The 14,867-nt window shown below is 71.2% G+C and carries 15 protein-coding genes; 12 read left to right on the top strand and 3 right to left on the bottom strand.

The annotated features are described in order from the left end of the window. Positions 1–19 precede the first annotated feature (19 nt). Both ACLJOU_RS19115 and ACLJOU_RS19110 read left to right on the top strand, forming a co-directional pair. Positions 20–673: a ferritin-like fold-containing protein gene (locus ACLJOU_RS19115; protein ID WP_410568999.1), complete on the top strand. Its 654-nt coding sequence runs from the start codon at positions 20–22 to the stop codon at positions 671–673. 119 nt (positions 674–792) lie between these two features. Beyond that, complete coding sequence (locus ACLJOU_RS19110) at positions 793–1,023, top strand: DUF3107 domain-containing protein (protein WP_043784361.1); 231 nt, start codon at positions 793–795, stop codon at positions 1,021–1,023. Positions 1,024–1,182: 159 nt separating this feature from the next. Here the strand turns inward: ACLJOU_RS19110 and ACLJOU_RS19105 are convergent, their stop codons facing one another. After that, positions 1,183–1,500, bottom strand: coding sequence for a DUF4873 domain-containing protein (locus tag ACLJOU_RS19105; protein ID WP_410568998.1), 318 nt, complete (start codon positions 1,498–1,500; stop codon positions 1,183–1,185). After that, positions 1,497–2,282, bottom strand: coding sequence for a TetR/AcrR family transcriptional regulator (locus tag ACLJOU_RS19100; RefSeq protein ID WP_410568997.1), 786 nt, complete (start codon positions 2,280–2,282; stop codon positions 1,497–1,499). The genes ACLJOU_RS19105 and ACLJOU_RS19100 overlap by 4 nt, the downstream gene beginning before the upstream one ends. A gap of 54 nt (positions 2,283–2,336) precedes the next feature. Between ACLJOU_RS19100 and ACLJOU_RS19095 the strand changes: the two genes are divergently transcribed. Both ACLJOU_RS19095 and ACLJOU_RS19090 read left to right on the top strand, forming a co-directional pair. Next, on the top strand, positions 2,337–3,245 hold the full coding sequence (locus ACLJOU_RS19095) for an AurF N-oxygenase family protein (protein WP_410568996.1): 909 nt from the start codon (positions 2,337–2,339) through the stop codon (positions 3,243–3,245). Then, positions 3,242–4,135: an alpha/beta fold hydrolase gene (locus tag ACLJOU_RS19090; RefSeq protein WP_410568995.1), complete on the top strand. Its 894-nt coding sequence runs from the start codon at positions 3,242–3,244 to the stop codon at positions 4,133–4,135. Before ACLJOU_RS19095 ends, ACLJOU_RS19090 begins: the two co-directional genes overlap by 4 nt. Before the next feature lie 94 nt (positions 4,136–4,229). On the opposite strand, the gene ACLJOU_RS19085 is transcribed toward ACLJOU_RS19090, so the two are convergent. Further along, entirely contained in the window at positions 4,230–4,856 is a 627-nt protein-coding gene (locus tag ACLJOU_RS19085) for a TetR/AcrR family transcriptional regulator (RefSeq protein ID WP_410568994.1), read from the bottom strand. A gap of 113 nt (positions 4,857–4,969) precedes the next feature. Between ACLJOU_RS19085 and ACLJOU_RS19080 the strand changes: the two genes are divergently transcribed. The 8 genes from ACLJOU_RS19080 to ACLJOU_RS19045 all read left to right on the top strand — a co-directional run bounded on the left by ACLJOU_RS19080 (position 4,970) and on the right by ACLJOU_RS19045 (position 14,866). Beyond that, positions 4,970–5,947: an alpha/beta fold hydrolase gene (locus ACLJOU_RS19080; RefSeq protein ID WP_410568993.1), complete on the top strand. Its 978-nt coding sequence runs from the start codon at positions 4,970–4,972 to the stop codon at positions 5,945–5,947. A gap of 72 nt (positions 5,948–6,019) precedes the next feature. Further along, positions 6,020–7,180: a DUF3152 domain-containing protein gene (locus ACLJOU_RS19075; RefSeq protein WP_410568992.1), complete on the top strand. Its 1,161-nt coding sequence runs from the start codon at positions 6,020–6,022 to the stop codon at positions 7,178–7,180. A gap of 93 nt (positions 7,181–7,273) precedes the next feature. Beyond that, positions 7,274–8,449 (top strand): adenylyltransferase/sulfurtransferase MoeZ, encoded by a 1,176-nt coding sequence (moeZ, locus tag ACLJOU_RS19070; RefSeq protein WP_410568991.1) that lies wholly within the window; start codon positions 7,274–7,276, stop codon positions 8,447–8,449. Positions 8,450–8,536: 87 nt separating this feature from the next. Beyond that, positions 8,537–9,334 carry a TIGR02569 family protein gene (locus ACLJOU_RS19065; RefSeq protein ID WP_410568990.1) on the top strand — a complete coding sequence of 266 codons (798 nt, stop codon included), beginning with the start codon at positions 8,537–8,539 and terminating at the stop codon, positions 9,332–9,334. A gap of 50 nt (positions 9,335–9,384) precedes the next feature. Continuing rightward, positions 9,385–9,810, top strand: coding sequence for a hypothetical protein (locus ACLJOU_RS19060; RefSeq protein WP_410568989.1), 426 nt, complete (start codon positions 9,385–9,387; stop codon positions 9,808–9,810). 195 nt (positions 9,811–10,005) lie between these two features. Continuing rightward, the gene (locus ACLJOU_RS19055; protein ID WP_410568988.1) at positions 10,006–12,054 is read left to right on the top strand and encodes a molybdopterin oxidoreductase family protein; all 2,049 of its coding nucleotides are present in this window, start codon (positions 10,006–10,008) and stop codon (positions 12,052–12,054) included. Then, positions 12,051–13,478: an FAD-dependent oxidoreductase gene (locus ACLJOU_RS19050; protein ID WP_410568987.1), complete on the top strand. Its 1,428-nt coding sequence runs from the start codon at positions 12,051–12,053 to the stop codon at positions 13,476–13,478. The genes ACLJOU_RS19055 and ACLJOU_RS19050 overlap by 4 nt, the downstream gene beginning before the upstream one ends. Beyond that, entirely contained in the window at positions 13,475–14,866 is a 1,392-nt protein-coding gene (locus ACLJOU_RS19045; protein ID WP_410568986.1) for a nitrate/nitrite transporter, read from the top strand. The genes ACLJOU_RS19050 and ACLJOU_RS19045 overlap by 4 nt, the downstream gene beginning before the upstream one ends. Position 14,867: the final 1 nt, after the last annotated feature.

The raw sequence follows: 14,867 nt of genomic DNA, 5'->3' as shown, positions 1-14,867 counted from the left end.
TCGGCGATACCCTGCCCCCGTGACCGAGCCGAAAGAGATCTCCGAAGGCGTAGTCGACCTTCTGGGTGTGATCGCCTACCTCGAACTGTCCGCGTTCGACCGGCTGGCGGAGGACGCGCGCAGCGCCCCCACGCTGGCCGGGCGGGCCGCGCTGGCGACCATGGCGGCCGCCGAGATCGGTCACTACGGCCTGCTGGCCCAGCACCTGGCCGCCCACGGCGTCAAGATCGAAGACGCGATGACGCCGTTCGTGGCCCAGGTCGACGCCTGGCACGCTTCGACGCCCCCGAAGTCGTGGCTGGAGTCGCTGGTCAAGGCCTACGTCGGCGACGGGCTGGCCGCGGACCTCTACCGGGAGATCGCCAGCTGGCTCGACCCGGAGACCAAGGACCTGGTGCTGACCGTGCTGGCCGACACCGGCCACTCGGCCTTCGCCGAACGCGAGGTCGCGGCCGGCATCGAGGCCGACCCGAAGTCGCGTGACAAGCTCGCCCTGTGGGGCCGCCGCCTGCTGGGGGAGGCCCTGACCCAGGCCCAGTACGTCGTGGCCGAGCGCGACGGGCTGGCCGAGCTCATCGTCAGCGGCTCGGGCGACCTCTCCGGAATTGCGGCGCTGTTCCGGCGGTTGCAACAGGGGCACACCAAGCGCATGCAGGCGCTCGGCCTGGGCTGAACCCGATGGAGTACCCGGAAGTGACGACGCGGTCGGGCGCGGACATGCGCCACCGGAACGAGCCGGTTCGGTTAGCCTTGGCCGGCACATCCCTTACGAATTTCCAGCGGAGGTCCCACGTGGAGGTCAAGATCGGCATCAAGGACACGCCGCGCGAGCTGGTGGTGTCCAGTGGCCAGTCTCCCGATGAGGTGGAGAAGCTGGTCGCCGAGGCCCTGACGGCCGGTGACGGGCTCTTCCGCATCAACGACGAGAAGGGGCGCAAGTACATCGTCCCGTCCGACCGCATCGCGTACGTCGAGATCGCCCCCTCCGACGTCCGCAAGGTCGGCTTCGGCGTCGGCGACTGACGGCTCCAGGCAAGCGCCCCAAGGCGGCCTTCGGTGCGTGAGACGCACCGAAGGCCGCCTTGGGTGCGTTTGAATCGGCACCGTGGCGCGAAGCGCCTCCGTTGAGGGTGGTGGCGGGGGCATGGATGGAGCACCGAAGGCCACATTGGGGCGCTTGGGTCAGGCGTTGAGCTCTTCCAGTGTCGTGGGGACGTGGAACGGCGGGGTGCTCGTGCCCGTGATGCGGTAGCGGCCCCACGGGTCCGGGTCCGAAAGCTCGCCCGTCGCCGAGTACGCACCCGCGCGGATGGTGACCGCCTTCTTCTTGCCGCCCGCCAGGCGCGTCAGCTCCTCGTTCACCGCCACCCGGCCGTACCAGCGGTAATAGCCGTCGATCGGCTGGAAGTAGCCGCGCAGCTCGACCGTCGCCGACAGCGGAACGCCGTCGACCTCCAGTGTCGCCGGGCCGCTGTAGCCGTCTTCGTCGTGCTCGCTCATGAGGTTTCCTCCAACGACTCCGATGACTCCGATGACTCCGGGGTGCGGCCCAGCTGGACCACCTTGTTGACGTCCAGGGGCAGGTTCGGGTCGATGACCACGCCGTTCTGGCGGGTCAGGCCGTCGATCGCCGCCCAGATGATCTGCGTCAGGTACTCGACCACCGCGTCGCGGCTCATCGACCGGCGGTCCAGCCACCACTCGCCGGTGTTCTGGACCATGCCGACGATGCCGTGCGCCCACGGCTCGGCCGCGCCGGAGTCCATGTTGAACATCCGCATGTAGTCGCCGAGCAGCGCGGTCAGCGCCGTGGCGATCAGTTCCTTGTCCTCGGCCACGACGTCCGACGACACCGGCTTCTCCGGCCGCCCGTGCGCCAGCAGCCGGTAGAGGTTCGGGTGCTCCTCGATCACGGTGAAGAACGCGTCGAGGGCCATCCGGATCCGCGGCACCGGCGCCAGCTCGGCGTTGATCGCCGGGATCAGCCGCTCGAAGAGGATTTCGGTGCCGCGCTGGCCGAGGGCCACGTACAGGTCGGCCTTGTCGTCGAAGTGCCGGTACAGCACCGGTTTCGTCACGCCGGCTTCCGCGGCGACGTCCTCCATGCCGAGGTCCGGGCCGTGCGTGTCGAGCGCCCGCAGCGCCGCCTCGACGAATTCCTTGCGCCGGGCGATCCGGTGCTTGCGCCACCGGTCGCGCCGGGCGTCGCCGGTCGCCTCCTCGCCGCGGGAGGACTTGCCGGCCTGCTTGGGGCGCTTGACACGTTCGATCACGAGAGTCATGCTACGCACAGGTAACTGTTACCTCAAGTTACACATCCGGAAGGGGTGTCGGCAATGACGCGGACGCTGAAGGAACCGGACCGCGAAAAGACCGCGGACCGCCTGCTGAAGTCGTCGGCGAACAAGTTCTACGACCCCGACGTCGACATCGACTGGACCGCGCCCCTGGTCGAGGGCAAACGGTTCATCCTCGACGAGCGCTCCTCGCTCTACGGCACCGAACTCTGGGAAAAGCTGACCCCCGAACAGCGCATCGAGCTGGGCAAACACGAGGTCGCGAGCGTCGCGACCACCGGGCTGTGGTTCGAGATCCTCCTGATGCAGATGCTGCTCAAGGAGGTCTACGAAGAGGACCCGACGTCCGCGCACGCCCAGTTCGCGCTCACCGAAATCGCCGACGAATGCCGGCACTCGACGATGTTCGCGCGGATGGCGTCGCGCATCGGCTGCCCCGCCTACGGCCCGGTGCCGTGGCTGCGGCGCCTCGCGAAGCTCATGCCGACGATCTCCTACGGCCCGGCGCGCTACGGCGCGATCCTCGTCGCCGAGGAGGTCCTGGACCGGCTGCAGCGCGAGCAGATGAACGACGAAGGCGTCCAGCCGCTGGTCCGGATGGTCAACCGGATCCACGTCCTCGAGGAAGCCCGGCACGTCACCTTCGCCCGCGAAGAGGTCACGCGCGGGATGGCGAAGCTGTCGAAAGCCGAAATCGCCTACCAGCAGTTCGTCATCGCGCTCATTTCGTACTTCGTGACGCGGGCGTTCATCAACCCGGACGTCTACAAGGCGGTCGGCATCCGGCCGCGCGACGGCGTCGAGGCGGCGCTGAACAACCCGCACTGGCAGGGGACGATCGCGTGGGCCGGGGAAAAGATCATGCCGTTCCTGCAGGAGTCCGGCCTGGTCGGGCTGCCGGGCAAGTACTTCTGGCGCAAGTCGTTCCTGCTCCCGGCGGGCCGATGACCGCCGTCCTCTCGCCCGGGCAGCGGTTCGTGGCGAGCGACGGCGCCGAGCTGAACGTCGTGACCTCGGGGCCCGCGGACTCCGCCGTGACGCTGGTGCTCGTGCACGGCTGGACGCAGGACCACCGGACGTGGGACTTCGTGCTGCCGCACCTCGACCCGGGGCTGCGCGTGCTGCGCTACGACCTGCGCGGCCACGGCGGCTCGGCGCCCGCCCGGCCCGGCGGCGCGACGATCGCCCGGCTCGCCGACGACCTGGCCGAGCTGATTGCCGGCCGCGTTCCTGCCGGGCCGTTGGTCCTGGCGGGGCATTCGATGGGCGGCATGACGCTGATGGTCCTCGCGGAGCGGCACCCGCAGCTGGTGTCGTCACGGTTGGCGGGTGCGGCGTTCGTCGCGACGTCGTCGGGCGACATGGACAAGCTGACCCTGGGGTTCCCGGGGCTGGTCGGCCGGAGCGTCACGCGGTTCGAGCCGCGGGTGGCGAAACTCCTGGCCGGGCTGAAGTCGGACACCCTGCGGCTGCGGCCCGGACTGGTCCGGTCCGGGGCCCGGCGGCTGGTCTTCGGTGTCCGGCCGGGGCGCGAGCAGGTGGACAGCGTCGTCGAGCAGCTGCTGCGCGCGCACCCGGCGAGCGCGGGGTTGTTCCTGGACGCGATCGCGGCCCACCGCGGGGTGGGCGGGCTCGGCGCGCTGTGCGACGTGCCGTCGGTGGTGCTGGCGGGGGAGCGGGACCGGCTGTGCCCGCTGCCGCACGCGAAGGTGATCGCGGACGAGCTGCCGCACGCGGAGTTCGTCCGCTACCCGGGCGCCGGCCACATGCTCCCGCAGGAACGTCCCTTCGAGGTGGCCCGCCGCATCTCGGCCCTGGTCCGCACGGCCACCCGCTGACAAGCGCCCCAATGTGGCCTTGGTTGCGTCAGACGCACCGAAGGCCGCCTTGGGTGCGTCAGACGCACCGAAGGCCACATTGGGGCGCTTGGGGTCAGGAGTCCTTGAGGGGGAAGCCGCCGCCGATGCCGCGCCAGGCCAGGTTGGCCGTCAGGGCCACCGCTTCCTCGCGGCTCATCGACTGGTGGTGGGCCAGCCAGAAGCGGGCGCTGACCTGGCTCATCCCCACCAGCCCGACCGCCAGCAGCCGCGCCTTGTCCTCGTCGAGGCCCGCGTCCGCGGTGATCGTCTCGGTGATCGCGTCCACGCTCGCCGACGTCGCCCGGTCGACCGCTTCCTGGACCGCCGGCTCGCCGCGCAGATCGGACTCGAACACCATCCGGAACGCGCCCGCGTCCTCGCTGACGAAGTCGAAGAACGCGCCGACCGTGGCCGGGACGCGCTGCTTGTTCTCCGTCGTCGAGTCCAGGGCGTTCTGCACGCGCTTGACCAGCTCGTCGACGTGGCTCTCCAGCAGCGCGATGTACAGGTCGAGCTTGCCGGGGAAGTGCTGGTACAGCACGGGCTTGGAAACGCCCGCGACCTCGGCGATCTCGTCCATCGCGGCGGCGTGGTAGCCGTTTTCGGCGAAAACCCGCTGCGCCGCGGCGAGGAGCTGAGCCCGGCGCTCGGTCCGGGGCAGCCGCACCCCACGTTGCTGCACCCGCGTCATCTCCGTCATGCTCGTCCTCCCGTCATCGCTTCTTCGACGGGCGGGGTCGCCACCGCGTGAAGTCGCCCTGAAGATTACTCGCCGGTATGTAGCCCGTGCCACGGGTCGGGCATTCTGGACCGGTGACCACCCCCGTGACGGCGCGGGCGCCGCTGACCCACGTGCCCCTTTCGACCAGGGCATTGCCTTCGCTCGACCCGCTTCCGCCGCCCTGGCCGGCGGCGTTCGAAGAGGTCGGCACCGCGCGGCTCCACGTCCGCCGCACGCCGGGCCCCGACGGCGTGCCGGCCGTCTACGTCCACGGCCTCGGCGGTTCGTCGACGAACTGGACCGACCTGGCCGCGCTGCTCGCACCGGTCGCCGGCGGCACGGCGATCGACCTGCCCGGCTTCGGCTCTTCCGAGCCCGAGAAGGGCTTCGACTTCACGCTTCAAGCGCATGCAGACGTGGTGGTGAAGCACATCGAGGGCATCGGGGGGCCGGTCCACCTGTTCGGCAACTCCATGGGCGGCGCGATCGCCCTGCTCGTCGCGGCCCAGAAGCCGGAACTGGTCAAGACGCTGACCCTCATCTCCCCGGCCGTGCCGGACCTGCGCCTCGACCCGCGGCGGCTGTCGGACCCGCGGATGGCGCTCGCCTATCTGCCCCTGGTCGGCGCGCGCGTGCGGGCCCAGCTGGCCGCGCTCGGGCCGCGGGAGCGCGCCGCGCAGGTCATCAAGCTGTGCTTCGCCGACCCTTCGCGGTTCCCCGAGAGCCGCCTCGACGAGCTGACCGAGGAGCACAGCGCCCGCGCCGGGTTCGCCTGGGCCGCGCCGGCGATGGCGCGCAGCACGTTCGCCATCTTCCGGGCCTGGTCGACGCGGGGGAAGGCGTCGCTCTGGTCGGTCGCGCCGCGCGTCAAGGCGCCGACGCTCGTCGTGTGGGGCCGGGAGGACCGCGTCATCTCCGTGAAGCGCGCGGTGCGGACGGCCCGGGCGATCCCGCGCGCCCGGCTGCTCGTGCTCCCGCGCACGGGGCACGTGGCGCAGATGGAACGCCCGGTCGTCGTGGCGAAGGCCGTCCTCGGCATGTGGGAGCACGTGGAAGCGGGCACCTGGTAGGCCGATCGGGTGACACTCGATGATCCGCCAGTCGGCGAGAGCGGCGCCTCGCCGCTGTGGCACCCTGGTGCGGTGGACCGGGTGAAGCAGGACGCGCGAGGCGAAGATCGGCGGACGCCCCACCGCGCCTCGGCCCGCCGGACGCCGGATTCCGAGGACCACCCCCGCACCGGGCAGTACCGCCCGTCGAAGGCGCCGGCCCAGCGCGTCGGCGAAGACCGCTACCGCCCCGGCGGGCGGCGGACCACCGCCGAGCCCCTGAGCGCCTCCTGGAAACCGGAGGTGCCGGTCGCGCGGGAGGAAGCGGACCCGGCGCCGAAGTCCGGCATCGCGAAGCTCACGAAGACCTACGGCTGGCGCGTCTACGCCCTGCCGATCCTGGTCGTGCTGACCGTGCTCGTCGTGGTCAACACGGCCAACAGCCCGGCCCAGCCGATCGCCGAGCAGGGCGCCGCCGCGCCCGGCGCCGAGTCGGCGGGCGGCGACGCGGCGGGCAGCGGCGCCATCGACGGCAACGGCGAGCAGCCCATCCCGGAGAACCCGGCCACCCCGGTCGACCTCAAGGTGCCCACCGCCGACCTGCCGGAGGGCATCCCGTTCACGCAGGCCGGCGCCGGGAAGTGGCACGTCGTCCCGGGCAGCGGCCCGAAGATCGGCAACGGGAAGCTGTACACGTACACCGTCGAGGTCGAGGACGGGATCGACCCGTCGAGCTACGCCGGCGACGACGCCTTCGCCGCGGCCGTCCAGGGCACCCTGTCCAATCCGGCGCAGGGCTGGACCTGGGACGGCAAGATCGCGTTCCAGCGGGTGGACGGCAACTTCCCCAACCCGTCCTTCAGAGTGAGCCTCACCACGCCGGAGACGACCCACCGGCCGGACGCCTGCGGCTTCCAGATCAAGTTCGAGGCGTCCTGCTACCGCAAGAGCCTCGGCCGCGTGCTGATCAACCTGGCGCGCTGGGTGCGCGGCGCCAAGGCGTTCAACGCCGACATGACCGGGTACCGGCAGTACGCCATCAACCACGAGGTCGGGCACGCCCTGGGCAACCAGCACGTCGGCTGCCTCGGCGAAGGCCAGCCCGCGCCGGTGATGATGCAGCAGTCCTTCGGGGTCTCCGACGACTACGTCTCGATGCTCAACGACATCCCCGGCGGCGACAAGGGCAAGGTGGCCAAGGACGGCCGCACCTGCGTGCCCAACGCGTGGCCGAACCCCAAGCCCGCCGCCTGAGTTCTCCCAGCATGTGGACGCGGGAAAGCATATTTGCCCGCGCGCGTTGTGCATAGTGGGATGGACGCGATACGCGCGCGAGATGGAGGACCCATGTCAGCACTGCCGCCGCTCGTCGAGCCGGCTGCCGAGCTCACCAAGGAAGAGGTGGCCCGGTACAGCCGTCACCTGATCATCCCGGACGTCGGGGTGAACGGGCAGAAGCGGCTGAAGAACGCCAAGGTCCTGGTGATCGGGGCCGGCGGCCTCGGCAGCCCCGCGCTGCTGTACCTGGCCGCCGCCGGGGTCGGCACGCTCGGCATCGTCGACTTCGACGTCGTGGACGAGTCGAACCTGCAGCGTCAGGTCATCCACGGCCAGTCCGACGTCGGCAAGCTCAAGGCCGCGTCCGCGCAGGAGTCGATCGCGGAGATCAACCCGCTGGTGAAGGTGCACCTGCACACCGACCGGCTGGACTCCTCGAACGCGCTGGAGATCTTCGGGCAGTACGACCTGATCGTCGACGGCACCGACAACTTCGCCACCCGCTACCTGGTCAACGACGCCGCGGTGCTGCTGGGCAAGCCGTACGTCTGGGGCTCGATCTTCCGGTTCGAGGGCCAGGTCAGCGTCTTTTGGGAGGACGCGCCGAACGGCAAGGGCCTCAACTACCGCGACCTCTACCCGGAGCCGCCGCCCCCGGGCATGGTCCCCTCCTGCGCCGAGGGTGGCGTGCTGGGCGTGCTCTGCGCGTCCATCGGCTCGATCATGGTCACCGAGGCGATCAAGCTCATCACCGGCATCGGCGAGCCGCTGCTCGGCCGCCTGATCAGCTACGACGCGCTGGAGATGAAGTACCGCGAGGTCAAGATCCGCAAGGACCCGGACACCCCGAAGATCACCGAGCTGATCGACTACGAGGCGTTCTGCGGTGTCGTTTCGGACGAGGCGGCCTCAGCGGCGTCGGGGAGCACCATCACCCCGGCCGAGCTCAAGGCCAAGTTCGACAGCGGCGAGAACTTCGCGCTGATCGACGTCCGCGAGCCGCACGAGTACGAGATCGTCAACATCAAGGGCGCGACGCTGATCCCGAAGGACCGGATCCTCTCGGGCGAGGCGCTCGCGGAGCTGCCGCAGGACAAGCCGATCGTCCTGCACTGCAAGTCCGGTGCCCGCTCCGCCGAGGCCCTCGCCGCCCTGCACGCGGCCGGCTTCAAGGACGCGACGCACCTCGGCGGCGGCGTGCTGGCCTGGGCCAAGCAGATCGATCCGAGCCTGCCGACCTACTGACCGTGGGTGTTTGCCCGGCCGGGGAAACCCGTGTGAGCAGCGCGTCTTCTCATTCGTGGCCCACCCGGCCGGGTAACGTCAGCTCTCGTGCGGTCACCCCTCGAACGTCCTCCGGCGCACGTCTGCGCGGCCTTCGGCGGCTCCGCGGACGGCGCCGAACGCCTGCCGGACTCGACGGCGTGGCGCTGCGGCGACCTCGTGGTCAAGCCGGTCACCGACAAGGTCCGGGCGCTGTGGACCGCTCACGCGCTCGACTACGTCCGCGAGCCGGGCCTGCGGGTCGGGAAGCCGGTCCGCTCCACCGACGGCCGCTGGATCGTCGGCGGCTGGACGGCGTCGCGGTTCGTCCCCGGCACGCCGGAACACCGCGGTGACGCGTCGGTGCTGGCCGCGGTGAAGCTGCACCGGGCCACGCTCGGCCTGCCCCGGCCGGACTTCCTCGACGCGCGCACCGACATCGACGCGGTCGCCGACCGCGTCGCCTGGGAAGAGCTCGAAGTCCCCCTCGAGGAGACGAAGGGGGGCCGCTGGTTCGAGGTCCTCGCCGGCGCCCGCCGCCCGATCGACCTCCCGCACCAGGTGGCCCACGGCGAGCTGCTGGCCGGCCTGCTGTTCGACGGCGACGACGTCCCGGGGGTCGTCGACTTCGTCCCGTACTACCGCCCGGGCGAATACGGCGCGGCGATCGTCGCGGTGGACGCGCTGGCGTGGGGTGGTGCGGGACGTGACCTGCTCGAACGCTGGGCGCACCTGCCGGAGTGGCCGCAGCTGCTGTTGCGCGCGGTGCTGTTCCGGCTGGCGGCGAACGCGCTGAACCCGCGGTCGACGCAGGCGTCCCTGGACGGCCTGCGCGCGGCGGCGCGCGAGGTCTCCGGGGTCCTTTAGCTGTTGACGCGGCTGGGACGATGACCGGGTGATCAGCTACCGAAAGGGCCATGCCGCGTAGGCGCCCCGGAAGCCTGCGCCGCACCCGCCGACTCGACGTCGCGGGACCGCCGCCGGCCAAGATCCCGTACCTGTCCCGTGGCGAGCAGCGCCGGCTCGCCTTCGCCGAAGTGGACGCCGGGCTGCCGCCCGGTGCCGTCGCCGGCGCCCTTCGGGGCTGGCAGCACCGGACCCGGCCGCCCTTCCGCCATTGGATGCCGGACTGCCCCTGCCCCGGCTGCGATCCGCTCGAGGATCGGATCGAGCTCGCCGAGCTGCTGAGCGCACTTCCGCGCCGGGAGCGCGCCCTGATCGGGGCCGAGCTCGCCAAAGCCGACCGCCGCTTCCTGGCGCGGACGCTGCCCGACCCGTTCGCCGCATCGCCCTGGTGGTTCGAACGACGGCTCGCCGACCAGTACGGCTGGGGACCCTTGTGACCGAGGTCGCAGGATCGCCGGTCATTTCCGCGGCAGCCCGGCTGACCTCCGGACTCCCGGCCCGTGGACGCGGATCTCACCGGACGGGCGGCGGGCCCACCGCCGTAATGTCAACTGCCTGAAACATTCGGTCGAATCCGGTTAACACGGCCTCCTTAGCGTCAGGGCACGCCCGAAACGCCGAGGAGGTGCCCGATGCCGCAGGTCGACACCCACTGCCCGTACTGCGCGCTGCAGTGCGGGATGAGCCTCGACGGCGCTCGCGTGACGCCGCGGGACTTCCCGGTCAACGCCGGTGGGCTGTGCCAGAAGGGCTGGACCTCCGGCGCGCTCCTCACGAGCCCGAAGCGGCTGACCACGCCGCTGCTGCGGGTGAACGGCGTGCTCGAGCCGGTCGGCTGGGACTTCGCCCTCGACCACGTCGCCCGGAAACTGCGGGAAACGCAGGAAACCCATGGCGCGGACGGTGTCGCGATCTTCGGCGGCGGTGGCCTGACCAACGAGAAGGCCTACCTGCTCGGCAAGTTCGCCCGCGTCGCGCTCGGTACCTCGCAGATCGACTACAACGGCCGGTTCTGCATGTCCTCGGCCGCCGCCGCGGGGATCAAGGCCTTCGGGGCCGACCGCGGGATGCCGTTCCCCGTCACCGATCTGCCGAACGCCGACGTCGTGCTGCTCGCCGGGGCGAACCCGGCCGAGACCATGCCGCCGTTCATCCAGCACCTGCGCGGGACGGACCTGATCGTCGTCGACCCGCGGCGCACCCCGACCGCCGAGCTGGCGAGCCTGCACCTCGCCCCCGCGCCGGGCACGGACCTCGCACTGGCCCTGGGCATCCTGCACGCCGTCGTCGAAGGCGGCTACCTCGACCAGTCCTATGTGGACGACCGGACGAGCGGGTTCGCCGAGATGTGGCGGATCGCCGCGAGCTGGTGGCCGGAGCGCGCCGAACGCGTCACCGGCGTTTCGGCCGCCGACATGCGCGACGCCGCCGAGAAGCTCGCCAACGCCCGCAACGCCTACGTTCTCACCGCACGCGGTACCGAGCAGCACGCCACCGGCACCGCGACCGTCGGCGCCTGGATCAATCTGGCGCTGAGCCTCGGCCTGCCGGGTCGCGAAGGGTCCGGCTACGGCTGCCTCACCGGCCAGGGCAACGGCCAGGGCGGGCGCGAGCACGGCCAGAAGGCCGACCAGCTGCCCGGCTACCGCAAGCTCGACGACCCGGCCGCCCGCGAGTACGTCGCCGGCGTCTGGGGCGTGGCCGCCGAAACCCTGCCCGGCCCCGGCCGCTCGGCCACCGAACTGCTCGACGCGCTCGGTCAGGAGGACGGCCCGAAGGCGCTGATGGTGTTCGGCAGCAACGTGGTCGTCTCGGCGCCGCGCTCACAGCGCGTCCAGGACCGGCTGGCCGCGCTGGACTTCCTGGTCGTCGCCGACTTCGTGCTGTCGGAGACCGCGGCGCTCGCCGACGTCGTCCTGCCGGTGACCCAGTGGGCCGAAGAGGACGGCACGCTGACCAACCTCGAAGGCCGGATCCTGCTGCGCCGCAAGGCGTTGACCCCGCCGCCGGGCGTCCGGTCCGACCTCGACGTCCTCCACGGGATCGCGCTCCGGCTGGGCCAGCCCGAGGGGCGGTTCCCGGCCGACGCCGAGACGGTGTTCGAGGAGCTGCGGATCGCGTCGAAAGGCGGCGTCGCCGACTACTCCGGCGTCAGCTACGACCGGCTCCGCGCCGGCGAGGCCCTGCACTGGCCGGTCCCGGAAGACGACCACCCCGGGACCCCGCGGATGTTCCTCGACGCCTTCGCCCACCCGGACGGCCGCGCGCGGTTCGTGCCGGTCGAGCACACCGGTCCGGCCGAACTGCCGGACGACGAGTTCCCGTTGCAGGCCACCACCGGCCGCGTGCTGCAGCACTACCAGTCGGGCGCGCAGACGCGGCTGATCGGAGAGCTCAACGAGGTCGTGCCGGAAGCGTTCGTCGAAGTGCACCCGGACACCGCCAAACGAGCCGGACTCGAAGAAGGCGACCGGGCGCTGGTCCGGTCGCGGCGCGGCGAAACCGTGGCGAAGGTGCGGTTCGTCCAGAACCTCAAGCCGGACCTGATCTTCCTGCCGTTCCACTTTCCGGGTGAGCAACGCGCCAACTTGTTCACCAACCCGGCGCTCGACCCGGTTTCCCGGATGCCGGAGTTCAAGGTGTGTGCCGTGTCCTTGTCTACTGTGGATGGTGCCGCGTGAGCCCTCGTGAAGTCGTCATCGTCGGGTACGGCATGGCCGGCGCCCGGCTGGCCGACGAGATCCGCCGTCGCGACCCGATCGCCGAGCGGGTCCGGCTGACCGTCCTCGGCGCCGAAAAGCACGCCGCCTACAACCGGGTGCTGCTGTCCGCCGTCGTCGCGGGCGGGATGAGCGCCGAGAGCGTCCGCCTGCACGACGACGAATGGGCCGTCCGCCACAACATCGACCTGCGGCTCGGGGTCGACGTCGAACGCATCGACCGCGAGAAGCGCTGTGTCGAGCTGGCCGACGGCTCCTCCGTCGACTACGACGCCCTGGTCCTCGCCACCGGCGCGAACCCGTGGATCCCGCCGGTCGAGGGCCTGGAGGCGGGGCCGGGCGTGGTCGCCTTCCGCAGTCTCGACGACTGCGCCAAGATCCTCGACGCGGCCCGCTTCGGCGCGCCGGTCGCGGTGCTCGGGGGCGGCCTGCTCGGCCTCGAAGCCGCCCGCGGCCTGGCCGGGCGCGGCAACCAGGTGACCGTCGTGCACCCGCTGGGGCACGTCATGGAACGCCAGCTGGACCCGGCGGCCGGGCACGTGCTGGCCCGCCGGCTCACCGACATGGGCGTCACCTTCAGGTTCGGCGCCACCGCGGCCCGCTACCTGCCCGGCGACGGGCTCAAGCTCGACGACGGCAGCCTCGTCCCGGCCGACCTGGTCGTGGTCGCCGCCGGCGTCCGCGCGGAGACGCGCTTGGCCGCCGAAGCCGGACTCGACGTCGACGGAGCTGTGCTCGTGGACGACGTGCTGCGCACCAGCGACGGCCGCATCCACGCCCTCGGCGACTGCGCCCGCCACCCCGGCGCCCCGCCCGGGCTGATCCAGCCCGCCTGGGAGCAGGCCGAAGTCCTCGCCGACGTCCTGACCGGGACGAACGCGGCGGCCCGCTACCGCGGCACCACGGCCGTCACCCGGCTCAAGGCCCGCGGCATCGACCTCGCCGCGCTCGGCGAAACCCAGCTCGAAGCATCCGACAACGGCGCCGAGGTGCTCACCTTCAACGACCCGGCCGGCGGCCGGTACGGCAAGCTCGTCGTCCGCGAAAACCGCGTCGCCGGCGCGATCCTGCTCGGCCTGCCCGACGCCGCCGCGACGATCACGCAGTTCCACGACCGCGGCACGCTGCTGCCCGACGACCGGCTCGCGGTGCTCCTCGGCCGTGCGCTGCCCACCGGGGCCACCCCGGCGGCCAGCCCGGCCGACCTGCCGGCCGCCGCGGTGATCTGCCGCTGCAACAACGTCACCAAGGGCCGGCTGATCGAAGCCTGGAAGGCCGGGGCCACCGACACCCCCGCACTGGCGCGGGCCACGCGAGCCACGACGGGATGCGGCGGGTGCACCAACGCCGTCGGCGGCATCGCGAACTGGCTCGCCGCGCAATGACCGACCCGACCCGTCGCAAGGAGAATTTCGTGGCACACCAAGGCAAGCACTGGATCGAACACTGGGAACCGGAGAACGACGAGTTCTGGGAGTCCACGGGCAAGAAGATCGCCCGCCGCAACCTGTGGTTCTCGGTCTTCGCCGAGCACATCGGCTTCTCGGTCTGGACCCTGTGGTCGGTCATCGTCCTGTTCATGGGCAAGGACTACGGCTTCTCCGCCGCGGACAAGTTCCTCCTCGTCTCGACGCCGACGCTGATCGGCGGCCTGATGCGGCTGCCCTACACCTTCGCCGTGGCGAAGTTCGGCGGCCGCAACTGGACGGTCGTGTCCGCGCTGCTCCTGCTGATCCCGACCGCGCTGGCGGCGATCGTGCTGCACCCCGGCACGTCACTCGGCACGTTCCTGGTGGTCGCGGCCCTCGGCGGCGTCGGCGGCGGCAACTTCGCGTCGTCGATGACGAACATCAACGCCTTCTACCCGGAGAAGCACAAGGGCTGGGCGCTGGGCCTCAACGCCGGTGGCGGCAACCTCGGCGTCGCGGCGATCCAGCTGGTCGGCCTGCTGGTCATCGGCACGGCGGGCGCGACCGCGCCGCGGCTGGTGCTGTTCGTCTACCTGCCGCTGATCGTGGTCGCCGCGCTGTGCGCGTACTTCTACATGGACAACCTCGCCACCATGAAGGGCGACACCAAGGCGATGCGCGAGGTCGTCAAGGACCCGCACACCTGGGTGATGTCGTTCCTCTACGTCGGCACGTTCGGCTCGTTCATCGGCTACAGCTTCGCCTTCGGCCTGGTGCTGCAGAACCAGTTCGGCCGCACCCCGCTGCAGGCGGCCGCGGTGACCTTCCTCGGCCCGCTGCTCGGCTCGTTCTCCCGGCCGACCGGCGGCTGGCTGGCCGACCGCATCGGCGGCGGCAAGGTCACCTTCGCCACCTTCACCGGGATGGCGCTGGCCACGGTGGTGCTCATCCTCGCCTCGACGTCGAAGTCCCTGACGCTGTTCACGATCGCCTTCATCGTGCTGTTCGTGCTCACCGGCATCGGCAACGGCTCGACGTACAAGATGATCCCGGCCATCTTCCGCGCCAAGGCGAAGGTCGCCATCGCCAACGGCGCCGAGGAGACGGCCGAGCTGCTCAAGGCACGGCGGCTGTCGGGCGCGCTGATCGGCCTGGCCGGTGCGATCGGTGCCGAAGGCGGCCTGTTCATCAACCTGGCGTTCCGGCAGTCCTTCGCCGACGCGAAGAGCGGAGTGCCCGCCTTCATCGGATTCCTCGTCTTCTACGGGCTGTGCTTCGCCGTCACCTGGGCGGTCTACCTGCGCAAGCCCGCCGAACAGCCCACGAGTGAGCGCGGTCTGGCGCTCGCGGGAGCGGAGGTCTGAG

It is taken from the genome of Amycolatopsis sp. cmx-4-61 (genome assembly GCF_046548775.1).
GTDB lineage: Bacteria > Actinomycetota > Actinomycetes > Mycobacteriales > Pseudonocardiaceae > Amycolatopsis.
The sequence above is the reverse complement of the archived record's forward strand: the minus strand, read 5'-3'. Positions and strand labels throughout refer to the sequence as shown.